We start from the raw sequence: 638 nt of genomic DNA on the forward strand, positions 1-638 counted from the left end.
AGGAAATGGCTTTCCGGGGTAACTTTTCCATCCAGTCCACGCAAATCCAGAGCCCACCATCGGTGTGCTAGCCAACTGCATTGATGATTTTTGTTTTTCGCGATTTTCTGTTGATCGGTAGACTCCCCAAATTTTGGCGTTTTTTGTTGGGGCCTCGCGTAATGGTTAATCCCCAAGTTAGCAGTGGCGCAACATCATCTTGCCAACAGCTCATCACGGGAATCTTGTCCAGATCAACCTCTTCACCTTGCCAAACTACTTCTTGGCATGCGGCTTTACGCAGACGTTTCACAGGCATGTTTAAAACTTGCTTGAACACTGGCAACTTATCTAAAGCGTCTTTAAAACCTTTAGGTGGCTCAGGCTCTTTGAGATAAGCAAGCCACTGACCCACCTCACGCAATTCTTTAACTTGTTCTCTTCCCATCCCCATAGCAACGCGCTCAGCGGTACCAAATAAGTTTGTCAACACTGGGATATCGTAACCAATTGGGTTTTCGAACAATAAAGCCGGACCACCCGCTCGCAGTGTTCGATCGCTGATCTCGGTCATTTCATAAGCGGGATCAACTGGGTGAGTAATGCGCTTTAATTGCCCTTTTCTTCYCTAGGTGATTGAGGAAATCGCGTAAATCCTT

General features: G+C 46.8%; 1 pseudogene. It reads right to left on the reverse strand.

Annotation, left to right across the window (positions count from 1 at the left end):
• A pseudogene (locus tag CIK04_RS23335) lies at nucleotides 1-638 on the reverse strand (UbiD family decarboxylase domain-containing protein); the annotation flags it as partial.

The organism is Vibrio sp. 03_296 (genome assembly GCF_002265885.1).